Raw genomic sequence first — 26,630 nt, 5'->3', positions numbered from 1 at the left:
CGGGCCGACCGGGTCAGCGGACCGCAGGGTCGTGCACGGCCTCGAGCACCTCGGTGCCGAGGGTCCGCATCGCCTCGACGACGGCCAGGCGCCGCTGCAGCGAGGCGTCGTCGAACGTCACCGTCACGGCGTAGCTCACGGACGACCCCGGCCCGCGCAGGACTCCCGCCTCGGCACGGACCCCGGTGCTCGACCCGGTGACGGAGACGGCCTGGAGGCCGTGGTCGAGCGCCCGGTGTGCGAGCGGGTCGAGCCCGAACGACCCTGCGACGAGGGTGAGGTCGCTCGCGAGCGACAGCCAGCCGAGCACACGGTTCGACACCGCCTCGTCGACGACCTCGCCGAGGGCCAGTCCGCGCATCAGCCAGGCGAGCTCCCCGGTGGGTGCGACGGAGGCATCAGGGGCGTCGTCCGGACCACGGCGGTCCCGGACGCGGTCGATCAGTGCGGTCCGTTCGATCCCGAGGGACTCCGCTCGCTCGCGGACGGCGTCGATCCCGACGGTCGAGAGCAGCGCGTTCATCGCCCAGGCGTCAGCACTCGCTCCCACGAGCGTGGCGAGGTCGGAGACCTGCATGGTCGGCTCCTGCAGGAACTGCCACAGCCCTGCGCCGGTCGCGGTGTCGCGCGCCATCCGCTGCAGACGGTCGCCGTGCAGGCCGCCGTCCTCGAGCCGCGCCGCGACCTCGACCAGCAGCAGCACACGGCCGAGGCTCGCCACCGGCTGGACGAGCGTGTCGTCCACCGCCAGCAGCGCCTTCCCGGTCGACGTGTCGATGACCGAGGCACTGACCGACGCACCGTCCTTGGCGATCGTGCCCAGCGCCTCCAGGGTGGCCCCGAAGCGCTCGTCCGCTCCCCCGCGGTGTCGACCGCGCGCACGACCGTCGGCGCCGCCGACGTGCTGTCGGCGGCGCGACCGCCGTGCCGCTCCTGGATCGGACGACGGAGCCGCGTCCGGCTCGGTCATCACCAGATCGAGACGCGCTCGGCCGGGTCGAGGTACATCGCGTCCCGCTCGGTCACGCCGAAGGTGTCGTACCAGACGTCGATGTTGCGGACGACCTGGTTGCACCGGAACTCGTTCGGCGAGTGCGGGTCGATGCTCAGCAGGCGCGCGGCCTCTTCCGGGCGGATCGCCATGCGCCAGGCCTGCGCCCAGCTGAGGAAGAAGCGTTCTGCGCCGGTCAGGCCGTCGACCACCGGCGGCTCGGCCCCGTCGAGGGACAGCAGGTACGCCTTCCACGCGATCGACAGCCCGCCGAGGTCGCCGATGTTCTCGCCGATCGTCAGGGCCCCGTTGACGTGGCCGTCCGGCACCTCGGTCGGGACCAGGGCGTCGTACTGTGCGATGAGGGCCTTGGTGCGCTCCTCGAACGCCGTGCGGTCGGCCTCGGTCCACCAGTTCTCGAGCCGGCCGTCGCCGTCGTACTGCGAGCCCTGGTCGTCGAAGCCGTGCCCGATCTCGTGGCCGATGACGGCGCCGATCGCACCGTAGTTCGCGGCGGCGTCGCGGCCGGCCTCGAAGAACGGGAACTGCAGGATCGCCGCGGGGAACACGATCTCGTTGAAGCCGGGGTTGTAGTAGGCGTTGATCGTCTGCGGCGTCATGAACCACTCGTCGCGGTCGATCGGCTTCCCGATCTTGCCGAGCTCGCGGTCGACCTGGAAGCTCGCGATGGCACGGACGTTCCCGATGAGGTCGTCCGGCGCGACCGTCAGCGCCGAGTAGTCGCGCCACTTGACCGGGTAGCCGATCTTCGGCGTGAACTTGTCGAGCTTGTCGACGGCGCGCGCCCGGGTCTCGTCGGTCATCCAGTCCAGCGCGGTGATGCTGTGGCGGTACGCCTCGACCAGGTTCGCGACGAGGTCGTCCATCGTCGCCTTCGAGGTCTCGTCGAAGTGCTCCTGCACGTAGATCCGGCCGACGGCTTCCCCCATCGCCCCCTCGACGAGCGAGACGCCGCGCTTCCAGCGCTCGCGCTGCTTCGGCGCACCCGTCAGGGCGGTGCCGTAGAACGAGAAGTTGGTCGCCGAGAAGGCGCTCGTCAGGTACGCCGCGGAGGCGCGGATCACCTGCCAGCGCAGCCAGTCCTTCCACATGGCCAGCGGTTCGCGCTGCAGCAGCTCCGCGAGACCGGTCACGTACGAGGGTTCCCGGACCACGACCGTCTCGAAGGCTCCGGCGGGAGCGTCGATCGCGTCCCACCACTGTCGGAGGTCGATGTCCCGCGCCAGCGCGGCGACCTCGGACCAGGGCAGCTTGTTGTAGGTCGCCTGGCTGTCACGCGTGCGGACGTTGTCCCAGTGCGCGGCGGCGAGGGCGGTCTCGAGTGCGATGACGTTGTCCGTGCGCTCCCCGCCGTCGGCGAACCCGGCGAGCGGGAACATCGCCGCGACGAACTCCCGGTACTTCGTCCGGATGTCGGCGAAGCGTTCTTCGCGGTAGTACGACTCGTCGGGCAGACCGAGGCCGGACTGCTCGAGGAAGACGATGTAGGACTCGGGGTCCCCCGGGTCGTTGTCGACGAAGAGCTGCAGGAAGCTCGGCAGACCGAGCCGCTCGAAGCGCCCGACCATCCGGACGACGTCGGCGGTGGAGTCGATCGCGGCGATCTCGGCGAGCAGGGGTTCGATCGGCGCGGTGCCGAGGGCTTCGAGCCGGGCTTCGTCCGTGAACGAGGAGTAGAGGTCGCCGACCTTGCGCTCCTCGGTGCCCGGTGCGGCCTGCTGCGACCGCTCGATGATGTCCCGCACGGCGATCTCGGCAGCCTCGGCCAGCACCGTGAAGGAGCCGTACCGCGCCTTGTCGTCCGGGATCGGCGTCGCGTCGATCCACGAGCCGTTGACGTGGCGGTACAGGTCGTCCTGCGGGCGGACCCCGGCGTCCAGTTCGTCGATCTGGATCCCGGAGGCGCTGTGGACCCCGGAGGTGCTTGCGACGTCGGTCATGCGGTCCACGATAGCCACCGTCGCCCTGGGGCAGGCCGATCCGGGTCGTCACCTGTGGACGGCTGCCGCTACGGTCGTCGCATGGGACTTCCGTGGAAGCTGCACGGGGACGGCAAGACCGTCTCCGCGACGACGATCGTGGCGCCGGACGAACGGCTCGACTGGGGTCGGACGATCGGCCTCGGCGTCCAGCACGTCGTGGCGATGTTCGGCGCGACCTTCCTCGTGCCGCTGCTGACCGGCTTCCCGCCGTCCACGACGCTGCTCTTCAGCGGCATCGGCACGATCCTGTTCCTGCTCATCACGGGGAACCGGCTGCCCAGCTACCTCGGGTCGTCGTTCGCGTTCATCGCCCCGATCGCGGCGGCGACGAAGATCGGCGGCATCCCGCTCGCACTCTCCGGCATCATCGTGGTCGGGGCGCTCCTGGCGATCGTGGGCGCCGTCGTGCACCTCGCCGGCGCCGGCTGGATCGACCGTCTGATGCCGCCGGTGGTCTCCGGCGCGATCGTCGCCCTCATCGGCTTCAACCTCGCCCCGGCGGCGCGGGACAACTTCACGAAGGCACCGGTCGTCGCGGTCATCACCCTCGCGGCGATCATCCTCGTCACCGTCCTCTTCAAGGGGCTGCTCGGCCGCCTGTCGATCGTCATCGGCGTCGTCGTCGGCTACGTCGCGGCGCTCATCGGCGGCGAGGTCTCGTTCGACGCGGTCGCCAAGGCGGACTGGATCGGCCTGCCGCAGTTCACCGCACCGGCCTTCGACCCCGCGCAACTCGCGATCTACCTGGCGTTCGTCCCCGTCGTCCTCGCGCTCGTCGCCGAGAACGTCGGGCACGTGAAGGGCGTCGGGCAGCTGACCGGCCGCGACCTCACACCGCTCACCGGGCGGGCGCTCTTCGCCGACGGCATCTCGACCGTCCTGGCCGGGTTCGGCGGCGGCTCCGCGACCACCACCTACGGCGAGAACATCGGCGTGATGGCGGCGACCCGGGTCTTCTCGACCGCCGCGTACTGGGTGGCCGCGATCGTGGCCGTCCTCCTCGGGCTCTCGCCGAAGATCGGTGCCGTCATCTCCTCCGTGCCACCGGGGGTCCTCGGCGGTGCGACCACCGCGCTCTACGGCCTCATCGGCGTGATCGGCATCAGGATCTGGGTGGAGAACCGGGTCGACTTCGCCAAGCCGAAGAACCAGCTCACCGCCGGCATCGCCCTCATCATCGGCATCGCGGACTTCACGTTCTCGTTCGGTGAGGCCAGCTTCGGCGGCATCATCCTCGGTACCGTCGCCGCGATCGTCGTCTACCACGTGATGGACCTCGTCGGCCGGGCCCGCGGCACCGACGAACCCTCCACCGAGGTCGCCGACCCCGCACACGCCGCCACCGGCGCCGTCCCCGCGGAACCGCGCCGCGACTGACGCGTGTGGTCGGCTCGGACCGGCCCGTCACCCGAGGACGTGGGACCACCGGACCGGAGGCGCGGGGCGGCGCCGACCCGCGCCTCCCGTCCGTCACGGGGTGACGTCTCCCCCGCTCGGTGACCCCGTCGTGTCGGCAACGCCGACAGAATGGGTCGATGCCCCGACCGACGCGACCCGCTGTGAGCGCTGAGCGGCGCGCGGTCGACCGCGACATCGTGCGGCTCGCGGTGCCCGCGCTCGGAGCCCTCGTGGTCGAGCCGCTGTTCCTGCTCACGGACACCGCGCTCGTCGGGCACCTCGGGGCGACACCGCTGGCGGCCGTCGGGCTCGCGAGTGCCGTGCTGCAGACGGTGGTCGGGCTGCTCGTGTTCCTGGCGTACTCGACGACCCCGGCCGTGGCGCGCGCGCTCGGCGGTGGCGACCGTCGCGGAGCCGTGCACGCGGGAATCGACGGGATGTGGCTCGCGCTCGGGCTCGGGGTGGTGCTGGCGCTCGTCGGGTGGCCGCTCGCCGGGCCGCTCGTCGAACTGTTCGGTGCTTCGGCGGAGGTCTCGGCCGCGGCGACCGCCTACCTGACGCTCTCGCTCATCGGCCTGCCTGGCATCCTGGTGGTGACCGCCTCGACCGGACTGCTGCGCGGGCTGCAGGACACGAAGACGCCGCTCGTCGTCGCGACGATCGGGTTCGTCGCGAACGGGCTGCTCAACGCCGTCCTCATCTACGGCGTCGGCTGGGGCGTCGAGGGGTCCGCCGCCGGCACCGTCATCGTGCAGTGGGCGATGGCCGTCGTCTACGTCCGGATCGCGGTCCGGGCCGCTCGGTCGTCGGGGGCGCCGTTGCGGCCGGGTGCCTCGGGTGTGGCACGGGCGTTGCGGTCCGGCGCGTGGCTGTTCCTCCGGACCGCGTCGCTACGGGTGGCGATGCTCGCGACCGTCGGCGCGGCCGCCGGACTCGGGACCACCGGGCTGGCGACGACGCAGGTCGGGCTGACGGTGTTCTCGACGCTGGCGTTCGCACTCGACGCCCTCGCGATCGCCGGGCAGGCATTGGTCGGGCACGGGCTCGGTGCGCGGGATCCCACGCGGGTGCGGCTGGTGACGCGGCGGCTCGTGCTGCTCGGGATCGCGGGTGGTGTGGTGCTCGGGGTGCTGACCCTGGCCGTCAGCGGGGTGCTCGGGCCGGTGTTCTCGGACGCTCGCGTGGTGCAGGACGCGCTGCCGATCGTGCTCGTGCTCATCGCGGTCGGGATGCCCGTCGCGGGGTACGTGTTCGTGCTCGACGGGGTGCTGATCGGCGCCGGGGACGCTCGGTACCTGGCGATCGCCGGCGGGGTGAACCTCGTGGTGTACCTGCCGCTGCTGTGGTGGGCCGGTGGGACGCTCGCGGGGCTGTGGGCGGCGTTCGCGCTCGGGTACATCGGGGTGCGGGCGGTGACGCTCGGGGTGCGGGCGCATCGGCGGGGGTGGGTGGAGCAGGCGTTGAGGCGGTGAGGTCCGAGCGGCGTCCAGACGCCGTGGTGGGCCAGCGGCCGACGCTTCCGGTGCCGTCGCAGCGTCGCGGTCAGCCGGCGCGCGGAGCCGGCGGCGGGCCCGTCGTGTCCCCCACCCGCAACTCCGACGTGAACGACGCCGCCTGCGGCTCCGCCCCCTCGAGCATGGCCAGCGCAGCACGGGCGGCAGCCTGACCCTTCTGCACGAACGGCTGCACGAGCGTGGTCAGCTGCCGGATCGGCGAGCGGTGCAGCAGGCTGTCGTCCACGGTGATGCCGTCGAACCCGACCACGCTGACGCCCTCGGGCACACGGAGTCCCGCGTCGAGGGCGGCCGAGATCACCCCGACGGCGATCAGGTCGCTCTGCGCGATGACGGCGGTGGGCCGAGGGCCGTCCGGGGCGAACAACGCGGTGCCGGCGAGACGCCCCTCCTCCACCGAGCTGCCTTCGGTCTCGATCGCGACCGCGTCCGGGTAGACCTCCCGCACACCACGCAGCCGTTCGAGCGTCGTGAACGCGATCCCCGAAGCGAGACGGTCCTCGTCGATCGGCCCCCGTCGGCGATCGGCGTCGAGCGCGAGCGTCACGACCGTGACGTCGGTGTGTCCGAGGTCCCGCAGGTACGAGGCCGCACGGCGTGAGGCATCGCGGTTGTCGAGCTGGACGGGGACCGCCCCTTCGATCTCGTCCGCCTCGATGGCGACGACCGGGATCTGCCGGCGCCGCAACACTGAGACGGCGGGGTCGATCCGCACGTTGCACCCGACGAGCACCACGGCGTCCATCGGAGCGTCGACCAGTGGCCCGGCGCCCTGCTCGTCGTCGAGCGGACTCCGCACGAGCAGCAGGGACGCACCGGCGGCACCCGCGACCTCGGCGATGCCGTCGAGCGTCAGGACGTTGACCGGGTCACGGAACGCATCGCTCAGGCGCTCGTCCATCACGACGCCGATGACACCGGAACGACCACGACGGAGGGAACGTGCGCGGGGGTCGGGGCCGCCGTAGCCGAGCTCGGCGGCGGCTGCGAGCACGCGGGCCTTCGCGTCCTCGGACACCGGGCCGAGGCCGCTGAACGCCAGGGACGCCGTGGACGGCGCGACCCCGGCGGCACGCGCGACCGCGGCGAGCGTCGGGCGCGACGGACGAGCAGCGCCGCCGCGGGAACGCGACGCGCCGGATGCTGTTGCCGGTTCGTCCATCGCCCGTTAGCGTAGCCGGATCGCGGGGTCGAATCGATTCGACCCGAGCGCGACACGCACCGCACCACACGCACCGCAGCACGATGGGAACCACCATGACGACGCCGTCCACCCGCACCGTCCCGACCACCAGGGCCTGGATCACCGCGGTGTTCGTCGTGTTCACCCTGTCCGGCCTCGACATCGCGACGTGGCTCGGCCGCATCCCCAGCGTGCGGGACGCCCTCGGGGCCAGCACGTTCGAGATGGGCATGCTCGTCCTCGGCATGGCGGTCGGCTCGATCGCCGGCCTGACCTTCGCCGGGCACATCGTCGCGAAGCTCGGTGCCCGCCGCGGTGTCCAGGTCGCGGCAGCGTGCCTGGCGGTCGGCATGGTGTTCGCCGGTGTCGCGGTCACGCTCGGCTGGGGCTTCGCCGCGATCTGGATCGCGCTCATCGCCTTCGGGTTCGGCAACGGCCTGTGCGACGTGTCGATGAACGTGTCCGGCGCTGCAGCCGAGAAGGCCGGCGGGCGCACGATCATGCCGCTGTTCCACGCCGCGTTCAGCCTCGGCACCCTCGCCGGCGCGGGCCTCGGAGCACTGGCCGAGAAGCTCGAGATCCCGGTCTCCCTGCACTTCGTCGTCCTCGTCGTCGTCACGAGCGCCGCGTTGCTCGTCGCCGTCACGAAGTTCCAGGACGAGCACCGCTTCGAGGACCCGGTCTCCACCGACACCAGCCCGATCGCGGCACCGCTCACCCGGTGGCAGGTCTGGGCGCAGCCGTCCACGATCTTCATCGGCGTGATCGTGCTGGGCATGGCGCTGGCCGAGGGCTCCGCGAACGACTGGCTGCCGCTGGCGATGATCGACGGGCACGGGCTCGACAACGCCGCCGGGTCCGCCGTGCTCACCGTGTTCCTGGCCGCGATGACCGCGGGCCGGGTCGCCGGCAGTCCGCTCATCGACAGGTTCGGCCGGGTGCCGGTCCTGCGGGTCAGCGCGGCGGTCGCGGTGGTCGGCCTCGGCATGCTCATCTTCGTCGACGACGTCCCGCTCGCGATCGTGGGCGTCGTGCTCTGGGGCCTCGGTGCCAGCCTCGGGTTCCCGATGGGCATGTCCGCCGCGGCCGACGACCCCCGGACCGCGGCGGCCCGGGTCAGCGCCGTCGCGACGATCGGCTACGTGGCGTTCCTCGCCGGACCGCCGCTGATCGGGTTCCTCGGCGAGCACATCGGGCTGCTGCACGCGCTGCTCATCGTCTTCGTGTTCATCATCGCGGCCGGGCTGGCCTCGGGTGCGGCCCGTGAGACCGGCGCCGCCGCCCGAACGGTCCTCCGGACCACGAAGACGACGGGCGCGACCGCGACGACCGAGACCGCAGGCAAGGACGGCACGGCGGACCGGGCGGACAGCAACCGCCGCTGACTCAGCCGCCGTCGCCCGCCCGCGCCCGCGTCGCCAGGTGCAGCGCGAGCCGGGTCTCCGGGTCGGACAGGTCCACGCCGAGCAGCCGCTCGACCCGCGCGATGCGGTCGGCCACCGTGTTCCGGTGCACGCCGAGCACCGCCGCGGTCTCGGCGATCGACGACTCCGCGTCGAGGTAGGCGGCGAGGGTCGCGAGGAGCGCACCCCCACCGCGCTCGAGCGGGGCGAGCAGCTGCCGCGACGCGGGCAGGAACGTGTCGGTCTGCGTCCACGCGAGCAGCAGCTGGGCGAGCCCGAGCCGGTCCACGTGCACGAAGTGCCCCGACTCCGGGCGGCTGGCGGCGAGGCGCGCGGCGTCACCCGCCTCCCCCAGCGTCCGGACGAGCCCGGCAGGGCCCGCCTGCAGACTGCCGACACCCACGTTGGTCTCCACGGTGGTGCGGAGTGCGTTCTGCGCGCGCCGCAGCCGACCCGCGATGTCGGCCACCGCCTCCCGGCCGGGTTCCTCGGATCCCGACTGCCACAGCACCCAGCCGTCCGCCTGTTCGACGACGACCGGGTCGAGCCCCTCGGCACGCACGGCGGCGTCGACCTGCTGCCGGAGCGCGACGAGGTCGACGCCCTGCCGCGCGACCACCCGCGCACCGACGTGCCAGGCGTCCAGGCGCCACCCGGCAGCGATCGTGCGCTGGACGAGCTGCGGGGCCGGGGCACCGTCGGCGGCGCGCAGCTCGTCGAGCATCGCCATCCGGTACCGCGCGTCGCGCTCGTCGTCGAGCCGGGTGAGCAGCAGCCGGTGCCCGACGGCGACGGCCGCGACACGGAGCGCACTCGCGACGACCTGCTGTTCGGCGGCGATGGGGACCGGCAGGCCGACGGCCAACCATGCGCGCGGTCCGATGCCGGTGCCGACCGGGATGGCGACGAGTGTCTCGTCCGCGCCCTCCGCGGTGAGGACGTCGCTCGTTCCGGCGCGGCGGACGAGGACGGCTCGGGCCGCGGCGTCGACGGCCGAGCCCCGGAGCGCCAGGCCGGAGGCGTCGAGGAACCGCACCGGGTGGCCGAGCGTCCGGTCGAGTCGTGCGAACAGGTCGTCGAGCTCGGGGCCGGCGTCGAGCGCGACCCGCGAGGCGTCGAGGGCGGCGCGGGCCGCCGGCCCCATCCCGGTGCCGATGAGTTCGTGCAGGCGGACCGAGGCCGCCCAGGGGTCCGGGGTGGCGAGGACGGCGACGCCCAGGCGGTCCGCGAGGGTCGTGGTGCCGGGTCCGAGCTCGACGGCCCCGTCGACGACGAGCAGGGTCGTGCGCGAGGCGGACGCCCGTCGGAGCAACACGTCGAACCGGGCGTCGGCACGGCCGACCGGCGTGAGCAGCACGACGACGTCGTCACCCTGCGCGAGGGAACGGCCGACTTCGTCCGGGGTCCCCACGATCCCGCGGACGCTGCGGACCGGAGCCGTGCCGGGTCCGACGAGCAGTCGCGTGCCGCTCGGGAGGAGCGGCAGCAGGTCGGCGACGGCGTTCACCGGACCGGCTCCGGCACCACGTCGGCGTCGATGCCGAAGGCCCGCGGCGCCACGCGCTCGGTGCGGGCGGGGTCCGCCCACCACCACGGCGCCGACGGCAGCACGAGGACGGCGAGCTCGTTGCCGATCCGTGTCCGGTCGGTCGCGACGGGCTCGAGCGACCGCGCGTCGACCACCGTGATGATGCTCGGGGTGCTGGCGACCGGCAGGCCGTCGACCAGGCAGTGCACGTACTCGCTCCCCGCCTCGACCCGTGCGACCGCACCCGTCGCAGCATCGCGGACGGCCATGCTGCCGCGGACGAACGCGAGGGCGTCCCCCTCGCGCTGCACGTCGATGACCCGCCCCTGGGCGACCACACGGCCGCCGACGAGGGCGGCGAGCTCCGTGGCGTCCCGTGCGGCACCGGCGGCACGCCCGAGCCGGAGTGCCCGCTGCACGCTGCCGACGACGGCCCGCTCGCGGAGCAGCGCCACCGGGAACGGTCCGATCGCGAAGGCCGCCCAGCCGCCGCTGTGCGAGACCGCCTCGCGCCACACCGTCTCGAGGTCGAGCGGGTGCTGGGCGTCGACCACGATCCGCAAGCCGCTCGTGGTCGCCGCAGCGGCCGTGATCGTGGTGGTCCGGCCGTCGAAGACCGACAGCTGGTCGATGCGCGGGACCGCGCGGCCGACCAGGTCCGCGTCGACGAGCGGCAGTCCTGCGGCGTGGGCGGTGAGAGCGGCAGCCGGTCCGGTCACCCCGCCGATCTGCGCGGCGACGACGGCATCCGCACGGGTTCCCGTCCAGCGTTCGACCGCTGCGAGGGCAGCGGGCAGCTCCTCGCCGCTCGGCATCTTCTCCTCGAGCACCGTCGTGGACCCGATGAGTCCGACGGCCACCACCGACCCGAGGGCGGTGTCGTCGAGGCCGACGACCGGCACGCTCCGGTCGCCGAGTGCGAACCGGAGCGCGCTGACCATGTGGTCGACGCGCCCGCCACCGCCGCAGCCGAGCAGGGCGGTGCCGCGTCCGAAGACGGCCGCGTCGTCGGCCTGGAGGCCCGTCACGCCGCCGCCCCGCCGCTCACCCTGGTCCATGGGTCCATTCTGGTGCCGTGGTCGCGCTGTGCTCCCGGCCGAGCGTCCGACTCAGGGCGCGGCAGCGGCCACCGCGACGGCCGGACGGACGTGCTCGTGCAGGTCCTCGACCGGGACGAACGGTTCGTCGAGTCCGAAGCACGACGGCCCGAACACGGCGAGCGCCTCCGGGGTCCGCATCAGGTCGGGCGTCGAGATCCCGATCACCCGGACGCGCTGCCCGAACCGCAGGCGCTCGGTGGTGATCGGCTCGGCCGTCTCGGCGTCGAGGACGCAGATGAGATCCGGCACGACCGCCACGAGTCGGCCGTCCCGCCGGGCGACGAGGTTCTCGTTCTGGAACCGGAGCTCGAGCTCGGAGCCGTCCGCTCCCTGCACGGTCGCACGACCGCGGGCGAAGCCGTCGACGGTGCGTCGCTCGACGTCGACGACCTTGCCGTCGAACAGCTCGCGCAGGTGCGTGTAGATCGTCGCGCCGAACGCCTCGGCGAGGGCGTCGATCGGGTCGCGGTGGGTCTCGCGGGCGAGCCGGATGGCCCGGCCGACGGCGAGCGCGAGGGACAGAGTACGCGGGACGGCGGTCTCGCGGACCTGGCGGCCCGACATGGCGTACTCGGCGATGTAGGCGACGCCGCCGAGCCGGATGGTGACCCCGCGGGCGAGCCACTCCATCTGCTTGTTGTCCGTGCCGGTCTCGATGATGACGCCGTGGCCGTTCTCGTCGCTGATCGCCAGCGGGCTGCCGGGGACCCCGTAGACCGAGAACGTCTCCATCTGCAGCTCGGGGAACGCGCGGCCCATGCCGTCCGCGTCGACCACGGGCAGCCCGCCGGTCGCGCCGACGAGCAGCGGGATCATCGAGTTGATGCCGCCGCACTCGATCGGCATGGTCGCGGAGGCGGTCCGGCCGAGGTGCGCCTCGAGCCGCCGGAGCGCACCGAGGGGTTCCGGTCCGGCGGGGATCCGCTCGAGCACCACGGTCGGGGCGCCCATCTGCGCGGTCGGGATCACGAGGGCGTCGTCGTCGACCTCGGACGGGTCGAGGATCGTGACCGGCCCGTGCTGCTGGATCGCGGCGCGGACGAGGAGCATCCCGATGGTGGGGTCGCCCCCGCCGCCGGTGCCGAGCAGGGCCGCCCCGCGGGCGAGGTCGGGCAGGTCGTCGACGTCGAGGATCCAACTCATCGGGTCTCCTCCGTCGTCGTCTCTCCGGGGCTCGTGGTGCCGTCGTGCCGGACCGCGGGGGTGTCGTAGCCGAAGTACCGCGGGCCGGCGAGGCGGAGGCCGTCCGGGGTGTGCCAGCGCTCGTCGGCCGGGGCCGTGACGATCCGGATGCGCGCGCCGAACCGGAGGGCCTCGGTGGTGATCGGCTCGCCGGTCTCGGCGTCCAACGTGATGATGAGGTCCGGGGTCGTGGTGCGGACCTGGCCGGCCACCTCGACCAGCAGGTGCTCGTTCTGGAACCGGAGCACCGCCTCCAGGCCGGCGTCGCCACCGGAACCGGCGATGCGGGCGGTCCCGCGCGCGAACCCGGTCACGGTCTTGCGCTCGATGTCGGCGACCTTGCCCTCGAAGACGACCGTGCCACCGAGCACCTCGGTGACCGCTGCGACGGGGTCCGCGTTCTCGCTGCGGGCGCGGACCAGGGTCTCACCGAGCCAGACGCTCAGAGACAGGCTGCCCCGGACGAACGACTCCTTCACCTGTGCGCCGGACATGGCGTACTGCGCGGTGATCGCGGAGCAGCCCATCTCGACCGTGGCGGTGCGGGCGAGCCGTTCCGCCCAGCGGTTGTCCACCGTGTCGAAGACGACGGTGTTGCCCTTCTCGTCCGCCAGCGCCATGGGGGTCGCGCTGATGCCGGACAGGGTGGGCAGCACCATCTGCACCTCGGGGAAGGCGCGGCCCATGCCGTCGCCGTCGACGAGCGGCAGGCCGAGCTCGGCGGCCGCGACGATCGGCGTCGTCGAGTTCACGCCGCCCACCTCGATGCAGGCGAGGTGTGTCGGGGTGGTGCCGAGGAACGCCGCGAGGCTCCGGATCGCCGCGGCGAACTGGTCGGCGGACGGGAGCTTCTCGACCATGACGGTCGGGGCACCGATCATCGCGACCGAGAGGACCACGGCGTCGTCGGGCAGGTCCTCGACCTGGACGATCTCGACCGGGCCGTGGGCGCGGACGGCGGCCTCGGCGAGGAGTCGGCCGATGTACGGGTCACCGCCGCCGCCGGTGCCGAGGATCGCGGCACCCCGGGCGAGGGCGGAGACGTCGGCACCGATGGCGGTGAGGGGCGCGCTCGTGGGCCGCGTCGCGGTCTCGATGGTGGTCATCGGACCAGCGCCCCGAGTGCGAGGTCGCCGACGGCCTTCGCGCGGATCCGGGTCGCGTTGCCCGGCAGGTACGGGATCGGGACCTCGTCGAAGTCCACGATGTCCACCGAGCCGGGGTCGGCGCCGGCCGCGATCGCTCGGTCCACCGCCTCTTGCCGCGCCTCGTCGACCACCGCCGAGCGCCGGCCGTCGCTGATCGCGTAGACCTTGTCGATCTCGCCGCTGACCTGCGCGATCGCCGCGCCGATGGCGTTCGCGACCGAGTAGTGCTCCGGGCGGTGCACGGTGCCGAGCCCGGGGAGCGTGTCCGGCAGGAGCACCGAACCGCCGCCGACCGCCACGACGGGCAGCGGGTCGGACGAGGTGCGCATCCGCTCGACGATGTCGGCGACGCGCTCGGCGATGACGTCGAGCGCGCGGGCGGCGACCTCGGCGGGGACACCGGCGACGAGCGAGGGGTCGCCGATGACGCCGCGGCCACCGCGGACGGCGACGTCGGTGGCGGTCAGGGTCGTGCCGCCGAAGACCAGACCCTCCTCGGTCAGGCGGTAGCCGACGGAGTCCGGGCCGACGATGCTGCCGTCCTCGCGGATGCGGGAGCCCCCGCCGATGCCGACGGACAGGACGTCCGGCATCCGGAAGTTCGTGCGGATCCCGGCGACCGCGACCTCCCCCGTGGCCTCGCGCGGGAAGCCGGCGGTCAGGACGCCCACGTCGCTGGTGGTGCCGCCGACGTCGACCACCGCGCAGGTGTCGAAGCCGGACAGCACCGCGGCGCCGCGCATCGAGTTCGTCGGGCCGGAGGCGAACGTCGCGACCGGGTAGCGGCGGGCGTACTCGACGTCCATCAGGGTGCCGTCGTTCTGGCTGAGGAAGAGGGGCGCGTCGATGCCGCTGCCCGTGACCGAACCGGACAGGCCGTCGACGATGCGGTCGGCGAGCTCGCGGAGCGCCGCGTTGATGATCGTCGCGTTCTCCCGCTCGAGCAGGCCGATGCGACCGATCTCGGACGACAGCGAGAACGCCACGTCCGGCCCGAGCTCGGCGGCCAGGATCTCCTGCGCGCGCTGCTCGAACTCGTCGTTGATCGGCGAGAACACCGACGAGATCGCGACCGATCGGATGCCCGCGGCGGCGATGGCCCCCGCGTGGCGCTTGAGTTCCTCGGGGTCGAGCTCGGAGATCACGCGGCCGTCGAACTCGTGGCCGCCGTGGGCCAGGAACGGCTGGGCGTGCACGGCCGACACGAGGTGCGCGGGCCAGTCGGTGAAGGGCGGCAGGGACGCGGTCGCCGGCAGACCCAGGCGGACCGAGGCGGTGGGGGCGAGTCCGCGGGCCTCGACGAGGGCGTTGATGAAGTGGGTGGTGCCGATCATCACGCCGTCGATGTCCGCGGAGCCGAAGGCGTGCTGCTCGCGGAGTCCCTCCAGCGCGGCGACGATGCCCGAGGTGACGTCGGGGGTGGTGGACCGCTTGACCGCCGCGCGGACGGTGCTGCCGTCCATCAGGACAGCGTCTGTGTTGGTGCCGCCGACGTCGATGCCGATGCGCATGGGAGTTCCCTTCGGTGGTGCGGTGGAGCGGTGGTTCGTGGGGGCCGGGGGCCTGGGCCTTGGTCCTTGGGCCTTGGGCCGGGGACCGGCCGCGCCGTCACGCGGATCAGGTGCGCGACGGCACGACCGGCCGTTCGGGGCGGCCGGGGCGGGGTCAGGTGGTGGGCTCGGCGGACGTCGCCGGGGCCACCGGGGCGGCGGCGGGGGCCGGGGCCGATGCGGGGGCCGGGGTTGCCGCGGGTGCCGAGGCGCCGGTCACGGTCGTGCTCGCCGGTGCCGTCTCGGTCCGGCTGACGCCGACCCCGCGGACGAGGCCGATCTTGCCCGCGACCACGTAGAGCACGAAGGCGATGACGACGGAGTTGATCGACGGGATCCCGACGGCGACGAAGTACCCGATGAGCGACGCGATCGCCCAGATCACCAGGGTCGCCGGCACCCAGGTCGGCGAGGTCGCCGGGATGTTCTCGGCGTCGCTCAGCTCGCGGCGCCAGCGCTTCACGACGAAGTACTCCGCCACCATGATCCCCGCGATCGGCGGGAAGACCACGCCGAGCACCGAGAGGAACGGCGTGAGCGCCCCGAGGAAGCCGACCGCGGCGAGGACCGATCCGACGACACCCATCACGAGCGTCACGAGGCCGCGGTTCACCTGCCTGCCGAACACCGCGTCGATGAAGTTCGTCACACCGAGGCTCGAGCTGTAGATGTTCCAGTCGTTGATCTTGAACGTCCCGAGCAGGATCACGAGGATGCCGACCCAGCCGACGCTCGACGTGATCACGCGGGTGATGTCCGCCGAGCCGACGGCGTGTGCGAGCAGGACGCCGGCCAGGCCGATGACGTACTCGCCGAGCGTCACGCCGAGCACGGTCTGCTTGACCACGTCGCCGATCGACCGGTTGAAGCGGGTCATGTCCGGCGTGATGACCGCGCCGACGATGAACCCGCCGGCGACGAGGGTCGTCCCCGCGACGAAGCTCAGGTGCGGGCCGGCCGGGGCCCGAGCGGCGAGTTCGGCGATCGAGTGCCGGCTCAGCTCGACGACGACCGCCCAGCCGACCAGGACGAGGAACAGCGGCACGGTGATGTTCGCCAGCCACTGCATCGAGTGGAACCCGCGCAGGACGATCGCGGTGACGAGCAGCCCGAACACGAGCGACCACGCCCACGCGGGCAGGATCGGCAGGATCGAGACGAGCCCGGCGGCCGAGACGCCCGACTGGATGCCGAACCAGCCGATCAGGCTCAGGCCGATCGCCAGCCCGACCAGCGCCGAGCCGGCCTTGCCGAACCCGGTCCAGCGCGCGATCACCGAGGTGTTCAAGCCCTCCTTGACGCCGATGACGCCGACGAGCACCGAGACGATCTCGAGGATGACGGCACCGAGGGTGATCGCCCAGAAGGCGTCCCAGAAGCTCATGCCGAAGCCGAGCGTCGCACCGAGCAGGAACTGCGAGAGCGCCGAGATCTGGCCGAACCGCTGCACGGCGACCTGGAACCAGCCGTAGCGCGCGGACGTCGGGACTCGGCTGAGCGAGTAGTCGTCGACGACGACCGACTCGGAACGGGGGGTTCGTGGTGCTGACACTGCGGTATCGCTGGCCATCGTGGCTCCTCGGGGAGGGGTGTCGGCGTGGGCCGATCGGGGTGGCAGCCACGGTAGAACGACCGATGGACGCGGTACATGTGCAGAACGTCGTTACGACCATGTGAATCCGGGCAACCTGCACGGAAGGTGCCTCCGGTCCGGTCGGCGATGCGGTGGCGGTTAGGCTTCCGGGGTGCGTCTCGTCATCGCCCGCTGCTCCGTCGACTACGCCGGTCGGCTGTCCGCCCACCTGCCGCTCGCGACCCGTCTGCTCATGCTGAAGGCCGACGGTTCGCTGCTCGTGCACTCCGACGGCGGCAGCTACAAGCCGCTCAACTGGATGAGCCCGCCCTGCTCGATCGAGATCACCGAGCCGGACGACGAGCAGTCGAGCGCCGGGATCACCCAGGTGTGGACCGTCACGCAGAAGAAGACGCAGGACAAGCTCATCGTGTCGATCCACGACGTGGTCGCCGACGAGAGCCACGACCTCGGCGTGGACCCCGGCCTCGTGAAGGACGGGGTCGAGGCGCACCTCCAGCAGCTCCTCGCCGAGCAGATCGAGCTCCTCGGGGACGGGCACACCCTGGTCCGCCGCGAGTACATGACCGCCATCGGTCCGGTCGACATCCTCGCGCGGGACGACGCCGGCGCGAGCGTCGCGGTGGAGATGAAGCGGAACGCCAACATCGACGCGGTCGAGCAGCTGACGCGGTACCTCGAGCTGATGAACCGCGACCCGCTGCTCCGTCCCGTGCAGGGCGTGCTCGCGGCGCAGACGGTGGCGCCGCAGGCCCGCACGCTGGCCGAGGACCGCGGGATCCGCGTCCTCGTGCTCGACTACGACGCGATGCGCGGCATCGAGGGCGGGCACACCCGCCTCTTCTGAGCGCGTGCGGGCAGCCCAGGAGGCGCGGCTCACCCCCGCCGCGTCCGTCCCGGTGCGCGCCGGTAGGCTGGGCAGGACATGACCAGCCCGTTCAGCGCCATCCTCTTCGACCTCGACGGCACCATCAGCGACTCCGCTCCGGGCATCCTCGAGAGCCTCACGTACACGTTCACGAAGGTCGGCGTCCCCGTGCCCGACCACGCGACGCTGATGTCGTTCGTGGGCCCGCCGATCATGGACACCTTCCGGACGGCCATGGGCATGGACGCCGCGCAGGCCGAGCACACGCTCGCCGTTTACCGCGAGCACTACTTCTCCCACGGGGCGCTCGACTCCGCGATGTTCCCCGGCATCGACGTCGTGCTCCGCACCCTGCACGGAGCGGGCCTGCCGATCTCCACCGCGACGAGCAAGCCCGAGACGCCGGCGACGTACATCCTCGAGCACTACGGGCTCACCGGGGTCATCGACATCATCACGGGGGCGAGCGACGACGAGGTGCGCTCCTCGAAGGCCGACGTGGTCGAGGAAGCGCTGCGCCGGCTCGACGCCCGCGGCTTCGACGTGTCGCGCCCGGTGCTCGTCGGGGACCGCCTGCACGACGTCGAGGGTGCGGCCGTGCACGGAGTCCCTGTGGTCTTCGCGGAGTGGGGCTACGGCTCCCCCGCCGAGGCCGCGGGCACCATCGCGCAGGCAGCGACCCCGCTCGACCTGCTGCCGATCCTGCTGCCGTCGTCATGACCGGCGCGGCTGGTGACCGGGCGCGCGCGGGCCTCCGCGGCGCAGCGTGGCTCCTCCCCGCGGCGATCGTCCTCGTCGCGCTGAACCTCCGCGGCCCGATCGTCGCCCCCGCCCCGGTGATCGGGGACATCCGGGTCGACCTCGGTCTCACCGCCACCGTCGCGGGGCTGCTGACCACCATCCCGGTGCTGTGCTTCGCCCTCGCGACGCCGTTCGCCAGCTGGGTGATCGCCAAGGCCGACCCCGAGCGGGCGCTGTCCCTGTCGCTCGTGATCGTCCTCGCGGGCACCGTCGTCCGGTCGACACCCTCCGCGGCGTCGCTGCTCATCGGCACGGCGATCATCGGCATCGGCATCACGATCGGCAACGTGGTCATCCCGGTGGTGATCCGGCGCGACACCTCCCCGGAGCGCGTCGGACTCGTGACGGGCGTCTACACGTCGGCGCTCAACGTCGGGTCGATGATCACGTCGCTCGGCACCGCGCCGATCGCCGCCGCCTGGGGGTGGCCGGTCGCGATCGCGGTCTGGGGCGTGCTCGCCGTCATCGCCGGGCTCGCGTGGACGTACGCCGTCGGTGGCCGCGCCGCGTGGCTGCGCCCGGTCCGCTCGAGCGAGCCCGTCCCCGTCACCGGACCGATCGACCAGGTGCTGGGCACCGGCGCGATCCGGACGATTCCGTCGTCGACCGCGCCGGTCGAGCCCGTCCGACCCGCCCGTCGGCTCATCACGTGGGGCCTGACCCTCGCCTTCGGCGGGCAGGCGTTCTCGTACTACGCGCTCACCGCCTGGATCCCGACGCTCCTGCACGACGAGATCGGCTTCTCCAAGGCGTCGTCGGGCGCGAGTTCCTCGGTGTTCCAGATCCTCGCGGTCGTCGGTGCGCTCGGCGTGCCGGTGCTCGCCGCGAGGTGGCGCCCCCGCGCGATCATCTCCCTCGTCGCGTTCCTCTGGCTCGCGATGCCCCTCGGGCTCCTGTTCGCCCCGCAGCTGTGGCTGGTCTGGTCCGTCCTCGGGGGCGCTGCCCAGGGTGGCGGGATCACCGTGATCTTCATCGTGATCGTCCGGATCGTGTCGAGCGACGCCGACGCCCGCCGGATGTCCGCGTTCGTGCAGGGCGGCGGGTACCTGCTCGGTTCGGCGGGGCCCCTCGTCGCCGGGTCCCTGCACGGGGCGACCGGGGCGTGGACGGCTCCGCTGCTCGTCGTGCTCGTCGCGGTGCTGACCCTGGGGATCGTCGGGACGATCGCGGCGCGACGCGTGCCCTGAGCCGGCACGTGCCCCGGACCGGCACCGCGTCGGACGTGCGTCCCGGGGCGGAGGCGAGCCGCGCCTCCCGTCCGCGCGTCCGCGTTCAGCCCTCGAGCACCTCGCGCAGGGACAGCGGCCGACGGCCGGTGACCCGCTCCACGTCGCCCGACACCCGCGCAAGCGCACCCTCGGCGATCGCCGTGTAGGTGCTCACCCACGCGTCGGCCTGCCACGGCTCGGGGTGCCACTTCGCACGTGAGGCGTACGCCTCCTCCAGCGTCTCCGGCTGGTACGTGACCGTTCGGCCCCGGACCTCGGACACCGTCGCGGCCGCCTGTGCCAGCGTGATCGCCACCGGCCCGGTCAGCTCGTACGTCCGGTCCAGGTGCGCCGACGGGTTCCGGAGGACCTCCGTCGCGACCCGCGCCACGTCCGCCCGCGCGACCGCCGCCATCGCACCGTCGCCGGCCGGGCCGCGGATGACGCCGTCCTCGCCGACGAGGTCCTCGACGAAGTCCAGGTAGAACGAGTCCCGCAGGAACGTGTGCGCCATCGAGGTCGCCCGGATCGCCTGCTCCGTCGCCCAGTGGTCGCGCCCGAGCGTGAACGTCGCATCGGCCGCAGCGCCCGCGAAGGACGTGTAGACGACGTGCCGGACCCCTGCCGTCGCCGCGGCGGAGACGAACTTCCGGTGCTGGGCGAGGCGGTCCTCGGCCTCCGCCGCCGAGACCATGAGGAGCACGTCCACGCCCTCGAGCGCCGCACGGCTCGCGTCCGCGTCGTCGAACGAGGCGACGGCGACGTCCGCTCCGGGGAGCTCGGGCGCACGTGCGGCGTCCCGGACGAGCATCCGGAACGGCACGCCGTCGTCCGCGAGGGCGCGCGCGACGGCGCCGCCGATGTTCCCGGTGGCACCGGTGATCGCGATGGTCATGGTCGCTCCTGTCGTGGTGGTTCCGTTGGTCGTCGGGTCAGGTCCGTACGGTCCTGGAGGCACGGCCCACCGTGGACGCGACCCTCGCGGCGTTCACGCCGTCGACCTCCACCGCCCAGCTGCGGGCCGCCTCGTGGTCGCGTCCGTGCCGCATGTGCCGACCGACCAGGCGGTCGACGCGGACGGCGTCGTCGACCACGCAGAACCACGTCTCGGTGAGGAGGCCCAGGAGCGCTGCCCACGGTTCGGTGTCGTCGAGGAGGTAGTTGCCCTCCGACACCACGAGCCGGGCGTCGGGCGGGACGGGGATGCTGCCGGCGACGGGCTCGTCGACGCGGCGGTCGAAGTCGGGCGCCCAGACGGTGGGTCCGTCCGCGTCTGCCACCCGGCGGACCAGCGCCACGTACCCGTCGCCGTCGAACGTGTCGATCGACCCCTTGCGCCCACGACGCCCGAGGGCGTCGAGCGCTGCGTTCGACAGGTGGAAGCCGTCCATCGGCACCTGCACCGCGGTTCCGGCGCCGAGCGACGCATCCACCGCGGCGACGATCCGCCGGGCGAGGGTGGACTTGCCCGCACCCGGTGCGCCGGCGATCCCGAGGACCGTCCGACGTCCCCTGCCGGCGAGCAGCACCGCACGCTCGACCGCTTCGTCGACGGACATCTCGGGGTGGGGCACGGGTTCATCCTGACAGAGCGCACCGACGGGCGCCGCCGGTGGTTCACTTGCCGCATGGTCGATGCGACGAAGGCGTTCAGCGGGTTCTCGGTGCGTGACGTGCCCGAGGCGAAGGCGTTCTACGAGGACGTCCTGGGAGTCGGGGTCTCCGAGGACCACGGCATGCTCTCCCTGCACCTCGGCGACGGTCACCACGTGCTCGTCTACCCGAAGGGGCCCGCGCACGAGCCGGCGTCCTTCACGGTGCTCAACTTCCCGGTGCCGGACGTCGACACCGCGGTGGACGAGCTCGCCGCGAAGGGGGTGTCGTTCCTGCACTACGAGGGGATGACCGACGACAAGGGCGTGAACCGGAAGGGCGGCCCGCTCATCGCGTGGTTCACCGACCCGTCGGGGAACGTCCTGAGCGTCATCCAGGAGTAGCCGAGAAATACGGTATTCGGAAAAGTCGCATTCTGCGAACTCACGGTCCTACCCTCGGTCCTCCAACCGACGAGAGGACCATCATGACCATCCGAGTGGAGATCGCGGATCGCGACGAGCTGCGTGCGCGGCGTGCCGAGTTGTACCGGAAGTGGAACCTGGACGAACGCGAGTTCGCACCGATCGAGAGGTGGCGCGACCTCGACGTCGAGGAGTACTACGCGCGCGAGGACCTCGACGGCATCTCGTTCCTCCTCGGCGAGCGATGATGCGTGACCTGCTGGACGCTGCTTCTGTCCATGTGGACCGGATGCAGACGCTCATCGACGCTGCGCTGCCCGAGCACGACGTGCAGCTCTGGGCGCGCGCCGTCGAGCCGGACGGGTCCGCGCTCCTCCGGGACGCCGAGAGAGACGGCAACTTCGCGTCGATGCGGCTCCTCGCAGGTGGAACACACGTCGCGTCCTTGGCACTCTCGATGCGGTTCCGCTGGCAGCCGCACCACGAAGCGCTCGTCGTGGCCGAGAGCAAGTACACGCTGGTCCTGACCGGGGATCGCCAGCCACTCGCACGGTTCGAGTACGAGGAAGTCCTCACGTCCACACCGCGGTCGCACTGGCACCTGCATGCGGAGCGCGGCGCCTTCAGCGCCCTGCTCTCACGGACCGGAGACCGCGGCACCGGGCGGCGTGACTCGACCCGACTGTCGTCGCTGCACTTCCCGCTCGCCGGGCCGCACTTCCGCCCGAGCCTGGCGGACGTCGTCGAGTTCGTCATCCTCGAGTGCGGCGTCGATGCGCTGCCCGGCTGGGAGCGGGCACTGCACGAGTACCGGAAGGACTGGCGCCGCGACGAGGCCGCAGCGACGGCCCGGCAGTTCTCCGCCGAGACCGCCGAGACACTGCGCAGCCTCGGGTGGCAGGTCCGGCCGCCCGTGCGCGGGGACCTGCCGGCGCCGTTCGTGAGCGTGCTGAGGAAGTAGGCGGTTCAGACCGCGAGCGGGTCCGCCTCGCCCGCGTCGTGCACCCGGGTCGGACCCGTGTCGAGCGCCGACGCCGGCTCCGCGGCCGCGGTCCCCTGCCGGAGGGAGGCCGCGAGACGCTGTGCGAACCGACCGACCGCTTCCGCCTCGGTCTCGGTCAGCCCGTCGGTCACGTCGATCACCGGCCCGTTGATGTGCCCGTACGCGCGAGCGAGGTCGTCGCGTGCTGCTTCCGTCGGTGCGATGACCACCCCGCGCCGGTCGACCGGGTTCCGCCGCCGTTCCGCCCGCCCGTCGCCCTCGTTCCGTGCCCGCCGGTCCGCGGACGAGCACGCCGGCCCGGTCAGCGGGTCAGGGCACCGGCCCACCCGAGGGCGATCGGCACGACGAGACCATGGCGGTGGTGGGGTAGCTCGGCGATCGGCACCCACGCGGCTTCGTCGGTGGAGCCGTCCTCCTCGGACCGCAGTGCCCCGCCCGTGATCGTGGCGCGGAACACGACCTGCACGGCCTTCATCGGGCGACCCGTCGCGTGGATCCGCCGCTCAGCGGGGACGATGTGGTGCCGGACACCGAGCAGCGCGCCGACGGACGCCTCGAACCCGGTCTCCTCGCGGATCTCCCGCACGACGGCCTGCTCCACCGACTCGTCGAACTCGACCCCGCCGCCAGGGAGGGTCCACGTGCCGGCCTCGGGGAACCGGAGCTTGGCGAGGAGCACGTGGTCGCGGTCCGTGATCACGCCGTAGGCGGCGAGCCGGGTGTCGTAGTCCGTGTACTCCATCAGCCGACCATGCCAGTTCGCTGCTGGACCGGCGCCGAGCCGCGCCGGGACGCGCAGGTCAGACGGTCGCTGCGGCCGCGGCCCAACCGGCCCGCATCCGTGCCACGGCCCGGTCGAACCCACCGAGTGCATCGACGTCGTCGCGGAGCATCGACTGCAACTGGAGTCCCTCGTACAGGGCGACGAGCTGCTCGGCCGCGTGCCGGGGCGAGGTCCCGCGGGGTTCGCGCCCCGCGACGACGTCCCGCACGAGAGCGAGGGTGACGTCCTCGAACGAGTGCGTGTACTGGCTGCGGAACCACCCGGCCGCCGGGTGCTCGGGGCTCGACGCAGCGCTGAGGAGGGCGATCCGGAGCCGGACGAGTGCCGGTTCGTCGCGGCCGGCCTCGAGTCGGGCGCGGAGGTAGGCCACGGCGCCGGACCGCTCGGCGACGACCCAGAGCGCACGGCGGTTGCCGTTGTTCCAGCGGTCCATGACGGCGACGACGAGGAGTTCCCACATCGGGTAGACCCGGCGGACCTCGGACTCGGGGACCTCCGCGTGGGTGGCGACCTCGGCGGGACCGACCGTGTGGAAGTCGGCGACGCGGTAGGCCGCGATCGCGCCCGTCACGATGCGGGCGCGCAGGTCGGCATCGGATCCGGGCATGCCGTCGATTCTCCGGGCCACGACCACCGGCCCGCGACCGCCAGTTCTGGGGACGGACGCGCACGGGCGCCCGCCCGCCCCGACCGACGCCCACCGATGGGCGGACCGCCGGACCGCTCCGCCGGACCCGCCCGGTTTCAGCCCCGGTCGAACGTCAGCGTCTCGTCGTCGGCCGCCGTCACCCGCCCGGTGCGGGCGAACTCCGCCCAGATCGCCCGGAAGGCGGGCCCGCGGCGCTCGACCTCGGCCCAGTCCTGCTCCGTCACGAACCGGGACCCCGCCCACGCCGCACGCCCACCGAGGAGCAGGGGCAGGTCGCTCATGTGCACCGCTCCCGTCGGCTTCGTCGTCACGCCGCGGTGCAGTCGGTACGTGGTCGCCCGACCGCCAGCCGCTCGGTGCCGCGCGGCGAACCGTCGGACGTCGCGCCCGTAGATGACCTCGGACAGCGGCCGCACGAGGAGCCACCGGAGGAGCGGCCGCACGATCCGGGACCGGGCGATCGACCGGAGTCCGGGGACGAGCGGCACGTACATCCCGGTCTCGTCGTCGCCGGAGCCGATGAGGACGTCGATCCCGGGGGCGACCGCACTCCAGGCCGCGTCGAGTCCACGCTCGGCGGGCAACGGCGCGAAGCCGTACTGCGTGCCGTACGGCATCCCGCCCGACAGACCGAACGGTGCAGCGGCCCGTTCCCCGAGCGCCTGCCGCTCGAGCACGGCGTCGAGCGACAGGTCCGGCCCGACCACACCGACCGCACGGAGCATCGCGCGGTTCATCCGTGCGCGTCCGCGCGAGAGCCCGAGCGGAGCGCTCTGGATGATCGCCCGCCGGAACAGTCCGGCCGCCCCGTCGCTGATCATGAGGTGGGCAGCCGCATCGCCCCCGGCGGACTGCCCGGCGACCGTCACGAGCTCGGGGTCACCACCAAACGCGGCGATGTTCGCTCGGACCCAGCGCAGTGCCGCGACGAGGTCGAGGAGCCCGAGGTTCGCCGGCACCGTGGCGCCGTCACCGAGGAACCCGAGGACCCCGAGCCGGAACGTCACGGAGACGAACACGACCCGCTGCTCGGAGACGAGGTCGTGCGCGTCGTAGATCGGCAGGTCTCCGCCGCCGATGACGTACGAGCCACCGTGGATCCAGACGACGACCGGGAGCCGTTCACCGGGCGCGACCTCGGCCGGTGCCGTGATCGAGAGGCGTTGGCAGTGCTCGTCGACCACGAGCCCCTCCACCGGGTGGAGCAACTGGTCGACGAACGTCGCCTGGGACTGCGGCGCCACGGGGGACGGGGTGGTCGCGGGGTACGGCTCGTCGAACACGGGCCAGGGCTCGGGTGGTGCGAAGCGCTCGGCTCGTGCGTAGGGGATCCCGAGGGCGCGGACGACGGTGCCGTCGGCGATGCCGGTGATGCGTCCGGCGGGTGGGTCCCAGGTGAGCGGGTCGACGTCGAGCATCCGCCCACGCTACCCAGCGTGACCAGGACACGGCCTGGAGGGACGGGGCGGGCCCGCACCGAGCCTCCAGTCCGTCGTCAGTCGCGTCGCACCACCGGCCGCAACGATCCGGACGCCGCGAACGCCGCGACGAACAGGACTGCCACCAACCAGAGCGCACTGAGCGCTCCGACGTGTTCGGCGATCGCCCCGATCACGGGCGGCCCCGCGAAGTTCGCGAAGTACCCGATCGACGCGACCACGCTGACCCGGGCCGCGGGGTTCGGGCCGCTCTGCGCCGCCGCGGACATGCCGAGCGGGAACCCCATCGAGACGCCGATCGCCCAGAGCACCACGCCGACGAGGGTCAGCCACCAGCTGCCGCCGACGATGAACAGGACGGCGCCGACGATGCCGAGCGCGGTGGTCCAGCGGATGGTCGCCACGCGGCCGAGCCGGTCGACGACGGGTCCGGCGAAGACGCGGGTGGCCGCCTCGGAGACGGCGAAGACCGTGAAGAAGAGGGCTCCGACGGCGGCGGTCTGCCCGTGCCCGTCGGTGGTGGCGAGGGCCAGCCAGTTGTTCGCCGACCCCTCGCCGAGCTCGACCCCGAGCATGACGAGCCCGATGAGCAGGAGCCGCACGTCCGCCCAGCCACGTGCCCACTGCGCCAGGCGCTGACGCGAGGTGAGCGACGTGTCGTGCTCCTCGGCGCGCGTGCCGTCCGGGATCCCCCGCATCGCGACGACCCCGACCACGAGGATGACGACGGCCTGCCCGATCAGCTGCGCCGACGGGGTGACACCCAGCCATGCGCAGAGGGCGGCGATCCCGGCACCGAGGGCCGCGCCTCCCGACCAGGCCGCGTGCATCAACGGGAGCAGCGTGCGTCCGGCGAGCACCTCGATCGCCGTGCCCTCGATGTTCGCCATCACGTCGAGCGCGCCGATGCCCGCGCCGCCGACCACGAACCCGACCGTCGCGAGCGGGGCGGAGTGGAGCGCCGCAGCCGCACCGATGACCGCGATCGCCACGGGGACGAGCACGACGACCGCCGTCAGCGCGGGCCGGCCGCCGAGCCGACGGAGCAGCGGTGCCGCGCTGAGCAGGCCGCCGATCGACCCGACTGTGACCCCGCCGAGCATGAGCCCGATGGTGCCGACGTCCACGCCGAGTTCGACGCGGAGCTCGGGGAGGCGCGGGCCCCACGCAGCCAGGCTCACCCCGCCGATCGCGAAGGCGACGACGATGGCGTTCCGCCACCGGGCGAGCTGTCTGCGGTCGACGTCGACCCCGAGCTGGTGCATC

General features: G+C 72.8%; 25 protein-coding genes. 9 read left to right on the top strand and 16 right to left on the bottom strand.

Annotated elements, in window-relative coordinates:
- Positions 1 to 13: 13 nt before the first annotated feature.
- Both FS825_RS07490 and FS825_RS07485 read right to left on the bottom strand, forming a co-directional pair.
- Entirely contained in the window at positions 14 to 970 is a 957-nt protein-coding gene (locus FS825_RS07490) for a serine hydrolase (RefSeq protein ID WP_144711818.1), read from the bottom strand.
- Positions 970 to 2,952: a M13 family metallopeptidase gene (locus FS825_RS07485; protein WP_144711817.1), complete on the bottom strand. Its 1,983-nt coding sequence runs from the start codon at positions 2,950 to 2,952 to the stop codon at positions 970 to 972. The genes FS825_RS07490 and FS825_RS07485 overlap by 1 nt, the downstream gene beginning before the upstream one ends.
- Positions 2,953 to 3,033: 81 nt before the next feature.
- On the opposite strand from FS825_RS07485, the gene FS825_RS07480 reads away from it, so the two are divergent.
- Positions 3,034 to 4,371 (top strand): uracil-xanthine permease family protein, encoded by a 1,338-nt coding sequence (locus tag FS825_RS07480; protein WP_144711816.1) that lies wholly within the window; start codon positions 3,034 to 3,036, stop codon positions 4,369 to 4,371.
- Between the two features lie 158 nt (positions 4,372 to 4,529).
- Positions 4,530 to 5,864 carry an MATE family efflux transporter gene (locus FS825_RS07475; RefSeq protein WP_186377112.1) on the top strand — a complete coding sequence of 445 codons (1,335 nt, stop codon included), beginning with the start codon at positions 4,530 to 4,532 and terminating at the stop codon, positions 5,862 to 5,864.
- Positions 5,865 to 5,934: 70 nt separating this feature from the next.
- Here FS825_RS07475 and FS825_RS07470 read toward each other — a convergent pair whose 3' ends face one another.
- The gene (locus tag FS825_RS07470) at positions 5,935 to 7,068 is read right to left on the bottom strand and encodes a substrate-binding domain-containing protein (RefSeq protein ID WP_144711815.1); all 1,134 of its coding nucleotides are present in this window, start codon (positions 7,066 to 7,068) and stop codon (positions 5,935 to 5,937) included.
- A gap of 95 nt (positions 7,069 to 7,163) precedes the next feature.
- Here FS825_RS07470 and FS825_RS07465 point away from each other — a divergent pair, with 95 nt between their 5' ends.
- Entirely contained in the window at positions 7,164 to 8,474 is a 1,311-nt protein-coding gene (locus FS825_RS07465; protein WP_260981072.1) for an MFS transporter, read from the top strand.
- 1 nt (position 8,475) lies between these two features.
- On the opposite strand, the gene FS825_RS07460 is transcribed toward FS825_RS07465, so the two are convergent.
- The 6 genes from FS825_RS07460 to FS825_RS07435 form a co-directional block, all read right to left on the bottom strand.
- Complete coding sequence (locus tag FS825_RS07460) at positions 8,476 to 9,999, bottom strand: PucR family transcriptional regulator (RefSeq protein WP_144711814.1); 1,524 nt, start codon at positions 9,997 to 9,999, stop codon at positions 8,476 to 8,478.
- Entirely contained in the window at positions 9,996 to 11,078 is a 1,083-nt protein-coding gene (locus FS825_RS07455; protein ID WP_144711813.1) for a DUF917 domain-containing protein, read from the bottom strand. The genes FS825_RS07460 and FS825_RS07455 overlap by 4 nt, the downstream gene beginning before the upstream one ends.
- Positions 11,079 to 11,129: 51 nt before the next feature.
- Positions 11,130 to 12,263, bottom strand: coding sequence for a DUF917 domain-containing protein (locus FS825_RS07450; RefSeq protein WP_144711812.1), 1,134 nt, complete (start codon positions 12,261 to 12,263; stop codon positions 11,130 to 11,132).
- The gene (locus tag FS825_RS07445) at positions 12,260 to 13,408 is read right to left on the bottom strand and encodes a DUF917 domain-containing protein (RefSeq protein WP_186377111.1); all 1,149 of its coding nucleotides are present in this window, start codon (positions 13,406 to 13,408) and stop codon (positions 12,260 to 12,262) included. The genes FS825_RS07450 and FS825_RS07445 overlap by 4 nt, the downstream gene beginning before the upstream one ends.
- Positions 13,405 to 14,961 carry a hydantoinase/oxoprolinase N-terminal domain-containing protein gene (locus FS825_RS07440; RefSeq protein WP_144711811.1) on the bottom strand — a complete coding sequence of 519 codons (1,557 nt, stop codon included), beginning with the start codon at positions 14,959 to 14,961 and terminating at the stop codon, positions 13,405 to 13,407. The genes FS825_RS07445 and FS825_RS07440 overlap by 4 nt, the downstream gene beginning before the upstream one ends.
- A gap of 154 nt (positions 14,962 to 15,115) precedes the next feature.
- A complete protein-coding gene (locus FS825_RS07435; protein WP_260981071.1) occupies positions 15,116 to 16,570 on the bottom strand; it encodes a purine-cytosine permease family protein in 1,455 nt (484 codons plus the stop codon).
- Positions 16,571 to 16,745: 175 nt separating this feature from the next.
- On the opposite strand from FS825_RS07435, the gene nucS reads away from it, so the two are divergent.
- The 3 genes from nucS to FS825_RS07420 all read left to right on the top strand — a co-directional run bounded on the left by nucS (position 16,746) and on the right by FS825_RS07420 (position 19,450).
- Positions 16,746 to 17,441, top strand: a complete 696-nt coding sequence (nucS, locus tag FS825_RS07430; RefSeq protein WP_144711810.1) for an endonuclease NucS — start codon at positions 16,746 to 16,748, stop codon at positions 17,439 to 17,441.
- Between the two features lie 78 nt (positions 17,442 to 17,519).
- Positions 17,520 to 18,182 carry an HAD hydrolase-like protein gene (locus FS825_RS07425; RefSeq protein WP_144711809.1) on the top strand — a complete coding sequence of 221 codons (663 nt, stop codon included), beginning with the start codon at positions 17,520 to 17,522 and terminating at the stop codon, positions 18,180 to 18,182.
- Positions 18,179 to 19,450, top strand: a complete 1,272-nt coding sequence (locus tag FS825_RS07420; protein ID WP_144711808.1) for an MFS transporter — start codon at positions 18,179 to 18,181, stop codon at positions 19,448 to 19,450. The genes FS825_RS07425 and FS825_RS07420 overlap by 4 nt, the downstream gene beginning before the upstream one ends.
- 85 nt (positions 19,451 to 19,535) lie before the next feature.
- Here FS825_RS07420 and FS825_RS07415 read toward each other — a convergent pair whose 3' ends face one another.
- Together FS825_RS07415 and FS825_RS07410 are read right to left on the bottom strand one after the other, a co-directional pair.
- The gene (locus FS825_RS07415; RefSeq protein ID WP_144711807.1) at positions 19,536 to 20,366 is read right to left on the bottom strand and encodes an SDR family oxidoreductase; all 831 of its coding nucleotides are present in this window, start codon (positions 20,364 to 20,366) and stop codon (positions 19,536 to 19,538) included.
- Positions 20,367 to 20,403: 37 nt separating this feature from the next.
- Positions 20,404 to 21,030, bottom strand: coding sequence for a nucleoside/nucleotide kinase family protein (locus tag FS825_RS07410; protein WP_144711882.1), 627 nt, complete (start codon positions 21,028 to 21,030; stop codon positions 20,404 to 20,406).
- A 69-nt stretch (positions 21,031 to 21,099) separates the two neighbouring features.
- Between FS825_RS07410 and FS825_RS07405 the strand changes: the two genes are divergently transcribed.
- From FS825_RS07405 to FS825_RS07395, 3 genes are all read left to right on the top strand, one after another.
- Positions 21,100 to 21,468 carry a VOC family protein gene (locus FS825_RS07405; protein WP_144711806.1) on the top strand — a complete coding sequence of 123 codons (369 nt, stop codon included), beginning with the start codon at positions 21,100 to 21,102 and terminating at the stop codon, positions 21,466 to 21,468.
- An 83-nt stretch (positions 21,469 to 21,551) separates the two neighbouring features.
- Entirely contained in the window at positions 21,552 to 21,737 is a 186-nt protein-coding gene (locus FS825_RS07400) for a hypothetical protein (protein WP_144711805.1), read from the top strand.
- A gap of 41 nt (positions 21,738 to 21,778) precedes the next feature.
- Positions 21,779 to 22,450 carry a hypothetical protein gene (locus FS825_RS07395; protein WP_144711804.1) on the top strand — a complete coding sequence of 224 codons (672 nt, stop codon included), beginning with the start codon at positions 21,779 to 21,781 and terminating at the stop codon, positions 22,448 to 22,450.
- Between the two features lie 5 nt (positions 22,451 to 22,455).
- Here FS825_RS07395 and FS825_RS07390 read toward each other — a convergent pair whose 3' ends face one another.
- From FS825_RS07390 to FS825_RS07370, 5 genes are all read right to left on the bottom strand, one after another.
- Complete coding sequence (locus tag FS825_RS07390; protein WP_144711803.1) at positions 22,456 to 22,701, bottom strand: hypothetical protein; 246 nt, start codon at positions 22,699 to 22,701, stop codon at positions 22,456 to 22,458.
- A 92-nt stretch (positions 22,702 to 22,793) separates the two neighbouring features.
- Positions 22,794 to 23,234, bottom strand: a complete 441-nt coding sequence (locus FS825_RS07385) for an NUDIX hydrolase (protein WP_144711802.1) — start codon at positions 23,232 to 23,234, stop codon at positions 22,794 to 22,796.
- A gap of 58 nt (positions 23,235 to 23,292) precedes the next feature.
- A complete protein-coding gene (locus FS825_RS07380) occupies positions 23,293 to 23,883 on the bottom strand; it encodes a TetR/AcrR family transcriptional regulator (protein WP_144711801.1) in 591 nt (196 codons plus the stop codon).
- A 137-nt stretch (positions 23,884 to 24,020) separates the two neighbouring features.
- Entirely contained in the window at positions 24,021 to 25,343 is a 1,323-nt protein-coding gene (locus FS825_RS07375; RefSeq protein ID WP_144711800.1) for a carboxylesterase family protein, read from the bottom strand.
- A gap of 77 nt (positions 25,344 to 25,420) precedes the next feature.
- Entirely contained in the window at positions 25,421 to 26,629 is a 1,209-nt protein-coding gene (locus tag FS825_RS07370; protein ID WP_144711799.1) for an MFS transporter, read from the bottom strand.
- Position 26,630 lies beyond the last annotated feature (1 nt).

Origin of the sequence: Curtobacterium pusillum (genome assembly GCF_007680845.1) — a bacterium.
Classification (GTDB): domain Bacteria; phylum Actinomycetota; class Actinomycetes; order Actinomycetales; family Microbacteriaceae; genus Curtobacterium; species Curtobacterium pusillum_B.
The sequence above is the reverse complement of the archived record's forward strand: the minus strand, read 5'-3'. Positions and strand labels throughout refer to the sequence as shown.